This is a genomic window from Streptomyces sp. WAC05292 (assembly GCF_003949955.1).
Classification (GTDB): Bacteria; Actinomycetota; Actinomycetes; order Streptomycetales; family Streptomycetaceae; genus Streptomyces; species Streptomyces globosus.
The window spans coordinates 1-7139 of record NZ_RPSE01000335.1; the positions used below are offsets into that span (position 1 = coordinate 1).

Below are 7139 nucleotides of genomic sequence, written 5' to 3' on the forward strand. Positions count from 1 at the left end.
TCCTTCCCGATCCGGGCCCGCGGGCCGGGAGCCCGTACCAGAGCCGTCCCCGTCCAGGTGGGGCACCCGCGATCAGGGTTGTAGATAAGGGGGAATCAGTTGCGGTCGAACAGGCTGGTGAGGGGACTCGTCACCCACACGGCACTGGCGCGGGTCACCGCGGGGAGCCTGGCCACTCCCGGCACCCCCTTCGCCGCACTGGTCCTGAAGCCGTTCCTCGGACTCGCCCCGCCGCCCTCCCTCGGCGTCCTGTGGACCTGCGCGTCGCTGCTGACCGTCGCCGCCGTCGGGCTGGTCGCCGCACGCGGCCTGCCCGACCCCGTCCCGCGGCGCACCGCCCTCCTCGCCGCGCCCGCGCTGGTCGGCCTGATGATGGTCTCCCTGCCCGTCCGCGAAGCCGCCGCGTCCGGCCGGAGCGCGTTGCTCGTCCTGCCCGCCCTGCCCGTGCTGCTCGTCCTCCTGGCGCTGTTCCGGGTACCCGCCGACCGTCCGGCCGGGTTCCTCGTCGGGCTCGCCGCCGCCCTCCAGCCCGCCCTGCTGCTGTTCGCCCCGCTGCTGTGGCGGACCGGCCGCCGCCCCGCCGCCGGCGCGGCCGCCGCGACGTTCGCCGCGGCCACCGCCCTGTCCTGGGCGGCCCTGCCGCGCGACTCCTGGGCGTACTGGGCGCACCACCTGGCCGGCAGCGGCCTCGGCGGCGCCCCCGACGCGCTCGCCAACCAGTCCGTGCACGGGGCGCTGCTGCGGCTCGGCCTGTCCGGGCCCGGCGAGGTCGTGCTGTACGCGGCGCTCGCCGCCGCGATCGTCTGGGCGGGGCTGCGGCGCGCCGTGCGGTACGCCCGCGACGGGCAGGTGCTGCTCGCGGCGGCCGTCACCGGGTGCGTCGCGGTCGCCGTGGCGCCGACGGGGTGGCGGCACCAGCTGCTGTGGGTGCTCCTGGCGGTGGCGGGCCGGGTCGGGGCGCGGGCCGCGGACCGGCGGGTGTGGCCCGTCGCGGTGGTCCTGGCGACGACGCTGCCGAGTGCGGTGCTGCTGCCGAACATGGCCGCGCTGGCGCCCGTACGGGACAACGTGCTGCTGCTGGCGGCGCTCGCGGCGGCCTGCGCCGTGCCGTTCCTGCCGCGCAGCTCCCCGTACTGGCGGGCGCCGGTGCCGACGGAGTACGGGCGTCCGGCGGCGGCGCGCTGGTCGCGGATCCCGCTCCTGCCGTTCTGGCGGCGGGTGCTGACCCGGCCGAACCTGCTGCTGGAGCTGCTGCTGATACGGGTCGGGTACTCGGTCTACTCGCACATCCGGGCCGCCGCGCCCGCCTCCCGCAGCGTCGCGGAGGACAACGGCGGGCAGATCCACGCAGTCGAGCGGGCGCTCGGCATCGACATCGAACACGCCGTCAACCACGCGGTGGTGGCGACGCCGTGGCTGGAGGGGTTCTTCAACTTCTACTACACGTCGTTCCACTTCGTGGTGCCGTTGTCGATCCTGGGCGTGCTCTACTGGCGCCGGCCCGGCGACTACCGTTGGGCGCGCGCCTCGTTGGGGCTGGCCACCGTCCTGGCCCTCGCCGGGTTCTGGCTGTACCCGCTGGCACCGCCGCGCCTGATGCCCGGCATGGGCTTCGTCGACACGGTGCACGGGCCGCAGGACCTCGCCAACCCGCAGTACGGGGCGATGACGGCCATCTCCAACCAGTACGCGGCGATGCCGTCGCTGCACTTCGGCTGGTCGCTGTGGTGCGGGATCGTGGTCGTCGTCCTGGCGCCGAAGGCCTGGCAGAAGCTGCTCGGGGCGCTGCACCCGCTGATCACGGTGTGCGCGATCGTCGCGACGGCCAACCACTGGGTGCTGGACGCGGTCGGCGGCGCGGCGGTCGTCGGCGCCGGGTTCGGGCTGGTGCACGTGCTGTCCGGGCCGCGGCGGCTCCGGGTGCGACTGCCGGCGCAGGGCGCCCCGCCCGGCGGTGGCGGGGCCGAACCGGCCGCCGGGGCCGGGTCACGCGCCGCCGCCCGACCGTAGGCCGGCCCCCTGGGCCCCCGGCTTCGGCCCCCTCCGACGCCCGCCCGCGGGCCGGATGGCGGGCCCCGGGGCCGGGGCGCACCATGGAGGGTGGTGCACCGGAGCGTGCCCGGGGGGCGTGGTTCGGGCAACCGGGCGCCGGGGGAGGCAGGTTCAGGCCGGACGCCGTCGGGGCATCCACCGTCGGCGGCTCGGACATCCGACTCGGGGAGAGACGGGCACTGCCATGGGCATGCGCATCCGGCGCGCCCCCGCCGCCGTCCTGCTCGCCGCCGCCGCCGCGGCCGCCGCGCCGGCGGGCCCGCCGCTGCCGGCCGCCGCGGCCGGAAGCGCCGCGGCCCAGCCGTGGGAGCACTGCGAGGGGTTGGGCGCCGACGCCTACGACCGGCCCCCGCCCGCCGACCCCGGCCGGTTCGGGTACGGGGTGCTGCCCGCCACCGCGGGCGTGCACTGCCTGATCAACGCCGAGCGCCGGCGGCTCGGGCTGCGGGAGCTGGCGGACTCCGGCGAGCTGCGGGAGGCGGCGAACCGGCACGTGGCGGCGGCCCTCGCCCAGAAGTGGTGGCCGAACCCGCAGGACCCGGACGACAGGCGGGACCCGCACCGCAACCCGCAGGCCGCCGGCACGGGCGGCGAGCAGATCGTGAACCGGGTCCGCGACGCCGGATACTGCCGGGGCGGCCGGTCGTGGAGCGGCTACGAGATCACCTACAACGGGTGGGCGGGCGCGGGAACGCCCCGCGCAGCCGTGGACTGGTGGCTCAACCGGAGCACCGGCGGCCACGCGGAGATCATCCGGGATCCCTCGCTCACCGAGTTCGGCATCGCGCCGAGGGGCGGCGCCGCGGAGCGCCGGGGCGCCGGGGCGTCCGACGCGGGGACGTACGTGGTCGTGCTGGGGCGCTGCGAGAGGTAGGGGAGCCGGGCCCCTTCCGGGCGGTACCGCCGCGGCCGTGAGCGGAGCCGGCCGCAGCGGAGCCGGCCGTACGCGGAGCCGCGGGGGCGCCGGGACGCAACGGCCCCGGCGCCCCCGCGGGTGGATCGCCGCGTCCTGTCATGGTCCGGCAGGCATGCGGAGTCCGCCACTCGGGGGAGTCCGCGCTGACCCCCGTACGCCCGTACGGGGGTCAGCGCGGCCCCGTACGCGTACGTGCCGACGCGGCGCGGCCCGTTCAGGCGGAGCGCGGGGGGAGTTGGGCGACGGCCAGGGCCACCGCCTCCTGCGCCGAGTCGGCTTCGCCGATGACGCGTTGCAGGCTGGGGCTCAGGACGCGGAAGCGGCCGTCCCGCGTCGGCTCCAGGGCGGGCGCGTCCGCCTCGGTCGGCACGCATCCCCGGGAGCCGAAGCGGAGGACGCAGCGACTGGTGAACGGGTACAGCCGGCGCAGTTCCGGTTGCGCGGCGGCGGCTTCGATGAGGGCGAGGACGCCCCGGCCCGCGGCGGCCTGGGAGCCGCCGCGCTCCACCATCAGCCGCCACGTCGTCGGCAGGCGCTGCCAGCGGGCCTCCACGCCGGCATGCGTTCCGCTGTCCTGGAGGTTCATCCGCGCAGTCTGGGCCCCGCCCCGCCGCCGCCACAATGGCCGGGAAGGCATCGATGGCGTGCCGTTACCGCAGCTTGTCGAGATCGTCTCCGTACGCCGTCCCGGACCGCCCCGCCCGGACCCGCGGTCAGGGGTGGCTGACCCGCAGCTCCTTGATGCCGTTGAGCCAGGCGGCCCGCAGCCGGCGCGGTGCCGGGCCGGTCAGCCGCAGGTCGGGGAGGTGGTCGGCGACGGCGTTGAAGATGAGGTCGATCTCCATCACGGCCAGGGACTTGCCGAGGCAGAAGTGGGGGCCGCCGCCCCCGAAGCCCAGGTGCGGGTTCGGGTCGCGGGTGATGTCGAAGGAGTCCGGGTCGGTGAAGACCTCCGGGTCGTGATTGGCGGAGGCGTAGAACAGGCCGACCCGGTCGCCGGCCCGGATCTTCTGCCCGCCGAGCTCGGTGTCGCGGACGGCGGTGCGCTGGAAGGAGACGACGGGCGTGGCCCAGCGGACGATCTCCTCGGCGGCCGTCGCCGGCCGCGTCGCCTTGTAGAGCTCCCACTGCTCGGGGTGGGTGAGGAAGGCGTGCATGCCGTGGCTGATGGCGTTGCGGGTCGTCTCGTTGCCGGCGACGGCGAGGAGGAGGACGAAGAAGCCGAACTCGTCGCTGCTGAGGTTGCCCTGGCCCTCGGCGGCGACGAGCCGGGTGACGATGTCCTCGGCGGGGCACTCCTTGCGGGCGGCGGACATGTGCATCGCGTAGCCGATGAGCTCCATGGCGGCCTCGGCGCCGACCGCCTCGGTGATGGCGTACTCGGGGTCGTCGTAGGCGATCATCTTGTTCGACCAGTCGAAGATCCGCAGCCGGTCCTCCTGGGGTACGCCGATCAGTTCGGCGATGGCCTGGAGGGGGAGTTCGCAGGCCACCCGGGTGACGAAGTCGAAACCCCCGTCCGCGCGGTCCCCGCCCGGCGCCGCAGCCGCAGCCGCCGCCGTGGCGCGGGCCTGCTCCGCGATGCGGCGCGCCCGCTCGCGCAGGGCGCCCTCCAGGCCGCGGACGGCCCGCGGCGTGAAGCCGCGCTGGACGATCTGGCGCACCCGGGTGTGCTCGGGCGGGTCCATGTTCAGCATGATCAGCCGCTGGGCGTCGATCTGCTCGCGCGCGATGCCGCCGTTGAAGCGGATGATCGCGGTGTTGGTGGTCGACGAGAACAGCTCGGGGTGCGTGGAGACGTACCTGACGTCCGCGTGCCGGGTCACGGCCCAGTAGCCGTCGTCGTCGAAGCCGGTGGTGCCGGGCTCCTGGGGGCACCACCACACCGGGGCCGTCTGCCGCAGCCGCGCGAACTCCGGGAGGGGGACCCTCTCCTGCAGGAGGTCGGGGTCGGTGGCGTCGAAGCCTTCGGGCAGCGCGGGACAGGTCATCGCGGCACTCCAAGTCTGACGGCCCATCAGCAATTGGGCAGAAGGTAGTGACGGGCTCCGGAAGTGGCAAGGGTCCGCGCGCGGCCGGTTGCGTGTGGAATCCGTGGAGGCCGGATGCAAGACCCTTGCGTGCCGGGGCCGCGGGTCATAAGACTTCGGGGAGAGAACTAGAACGCGTACCAATTTCGGGGTGCGGGCGGGGCGCCGGGAACGGCCCGCCCGGTCCCGCCGTGCCGGCAGCGCTGCGCAGGAGAGGACGATCCCATGGCCGCGGAACCCGTCATCGTCGAAGCCGTACGCACGCCGATCGGCAGGCGCGGGGGCGTCCTCGCCAACCTGCACCCCGCGTACCTGCTCGGCGAGACCTACCGCGAGCTCCTCGCCCGCACGGGCATCCAGCCCGACTGCGTCGAGCAGGTCGTCGGCGGGACCGTCACCCACGCCGGCGAGCAGTCCATGAACCCCGCCCGCACGGCGTGGCTCGCGATGGGCCTGCCGTACGAGACCGCGGCGACGACCGTGGACTGCCAGTGCGGCAGCTCCCAGCAGGCCAACCACATGGTGGCGAACATGGTCGCCGGCGGCGTCATCGACATCGGGATCGCCTGCGGCGTCGAGGCGATGAGCCGGGTCCCGCTGGGCGCCGGCTCCAAGCACGGGCCCGGCAAGCCGTTCCCCGAAGAGTGGAACGTCGACCTGCCCAACCAGTTCGAGGCCGCCGAGCGCATCGCCCGCCGCCGGGGCCTGTCCCGCGAGGACGTCGACCGGCTCGGCCTGCTCTCCCAGCAGCGCGCCGCGGCCGCCTGGGCCGAGGAGCGGTTCAAGCGCGAGACGTTCGCCGTGCAGGTCCCCACCACCGAGGAGGAGCAGGCCGCCGGGCAGGGCATGTGGCGGCTGGTGCACCGGGACGAGGGGCTGCGCGACACGAGCATGGAGGCGCTCGCCGGACTCAAGGCCGTCATGCCGACCGCGGTCCACACCGCCGGGAACTCCTCGCAGATCTCCGACGGGGCCGCCGCGCTGATGTGGGCCTCCCGCCGGATGGCGCGCGCCCTGAAGCTGAAGCCCCGCGCGCGGATCGTCGCGCAGGCGCTCGTCGGGGCCGACCCGCACTACCACCTGGACGGGCCGGTCGACGCGACGCGGGCCGTGCTCGGCAAGGCCGGCATGTCCCTGAAGGACATCGACGTCGTCGAGGTGAACGAGGCCTTCGCCTCCGTCGTCCTCAGCTGGGCGCAGGTCTTCGAGCAGGACCTCGACAAGGTCAACGTCAACGGCGGGGCCATCGCGCTCGGGCACCCGGTCGGCGCGACCGGCGCCCGGCTGATCACCACCGCGCTGCACGAGCTGGAACGCCGCGACAAGGAGTTCGCGCTGATCACCATGTGCGCCGGAGGCGCGCAGGCGACCGGCACGATCATCCAGCGGCTGTGACACCGAGAGCCCACTGGGATGGGAAGCCGAAGGCCCCGGCGGCCGGCCTGGGGAGGCCGGCCACCGGGGCCTTCGCACCGCACCGCACCGCCGCGCCGGCGTGGAGCCGGGGCGGCGGTGCGGTGTCGGGCCGGGCGGTGCTGCCGCGGCTTAGTACCAGTGGTTGGCCTGCCAGAAGTTCCAGGCGCCGACCGGGGAGCCGTAGCGCTCGTTCATGTAGTCCAGGCCCCACTTGATCTGGGTGGCCGGGTTCGTCTTCCAGTCGGAGCCGGCCGAGGCCATCTTCGAGGCCGGCAGGGCCTGGACCAGGCCGTACGCGCCGGAGGACGCGTTCGTGGCCGTGTGGTCCCAGCCGCTCTCGTGGGAGATGATCTTGTCGAAGGCGGCGAACTGGGCCGGGTCCTTGATCATCTGCTGGGCGATCGCCTTGGCGCTCGTCGGGGCGGCCTGCGCGGGAACGGCGGCCAGCATGGAACCGGCGGCGGCAAGGCCGACGACGGTACCCGCGAGGGTCTTCTTGGAAGCGGCGATGCGGCGGATGACGGAGATGGACACGGAGAGCCTTCCGTAGGGGACGGGGTGCGGCCGCCGCATGCAGGAGGCATGCGTGAGTCACTCACACGGGGGAGAGGGGCTCATCGGGCGGCGGGCTGTGGGCCCGGGCCGCCGTGGCGACATCACCAGTTAGCCAGGCCCCGGCGGCCCTGGCAAAGGCCCCCCGCTACTACGGACCCTCGGAGAAGGCC

6 protein-coding genes are annotated in these 7139 nt (G+C 74.9%); 3 read left to right on the top strand and 3 right to left on the bottom strand.

From position 1 onward, the window contains the following. Positions 1-117 precede the first annotated feature (117 nt). A complete protein-coding gene (locus EF903_RS25790; RefSeq protein WP_399421689.1) occupies positions 118-2010 on the top strand; it encodes a bifunctional glycosyltransferase 87/phosphatase PAP2 family protein in 1893 nt (630 codons plus the stop codon). Between the two features lie 226 nt (positions 2011-2236). Further along, positions 2237-2926 carry a CAP domain-containing protein gene (locus EF903_RS25795; protein ID WP_125547050.1) on the top strand — a complete coding sequence of 230 codons (690 nt, stop codon included), beginning with the start codon at positions 2237-2239 and terminating at the stop codon, positions 2924-2926. A gap of 256 nt (positions 2927-3182) precedes the next feature. On the opposite strand, the gene EF903_RS25800 is transcribed toward EF903_RS25795, so the two are convergent. Both EF903_RS25800 and EF903_RS25805 read right to left on the bottom strand, forming a co-directional pair. Further along, positions 3183-3554 carry a DUF6193 family natural product biosynthesis protein gene (locus tag EF903_RS25800; RefSeq protein WP_125547052.1) on the bottom strand — a complete coding sequence of 124 codons (372 nt, stop codon included), beginning with the start codon at positions 3552-3554 and terminating at the stop codon, positions 3183-3185. 127 nt (positions 3555-3681) lie between these two features. Next, entirely contained in the window at positions 3682-4959 is a 1278-nt protein-coding gene (locus EF903_RS25805; RefSeq protein WP_125547054.1) for a cytochrome P450, read from the bottom strand. A 264-nt stretch (positions 4960-5223) separates the two neighbouring features. Here EF903_RS25805 and EF903_RS25810 point away from each other — a divergent pair, with 264 nt between their 5' ends. Continuing rightward, positions 5224-6393, top strand: coding sequence for a steroid 3-ketoacyl-CoA thiolase (locus EF903_RS25810; RefSeq protein ID WP_125547056.1), 1170 nt, complete (start codon positions 5224-5226; stop codon positions 6391-6393). Between the two features lie 150 nt (positions 6394-6543). Here EF903_RS25810 and EF903_RS25815 read toward each other — a convergent pair whose 3' ends face one another. Then, positions 6544-6948 carry a transglycosylase SLT domain-containing protein gene (locus EF903_RS25815; protein ID WP_373299023.1) on the bottom strand — a complete coding sequence of 135 codons (405 nt, stop codon included), beginning with the start codon at positions 6946-6948 and terminating at the stop codon, positions 6544-6546. Between the last annotated feature and the right edge of the window lie 191 nt (positions 6949-7139).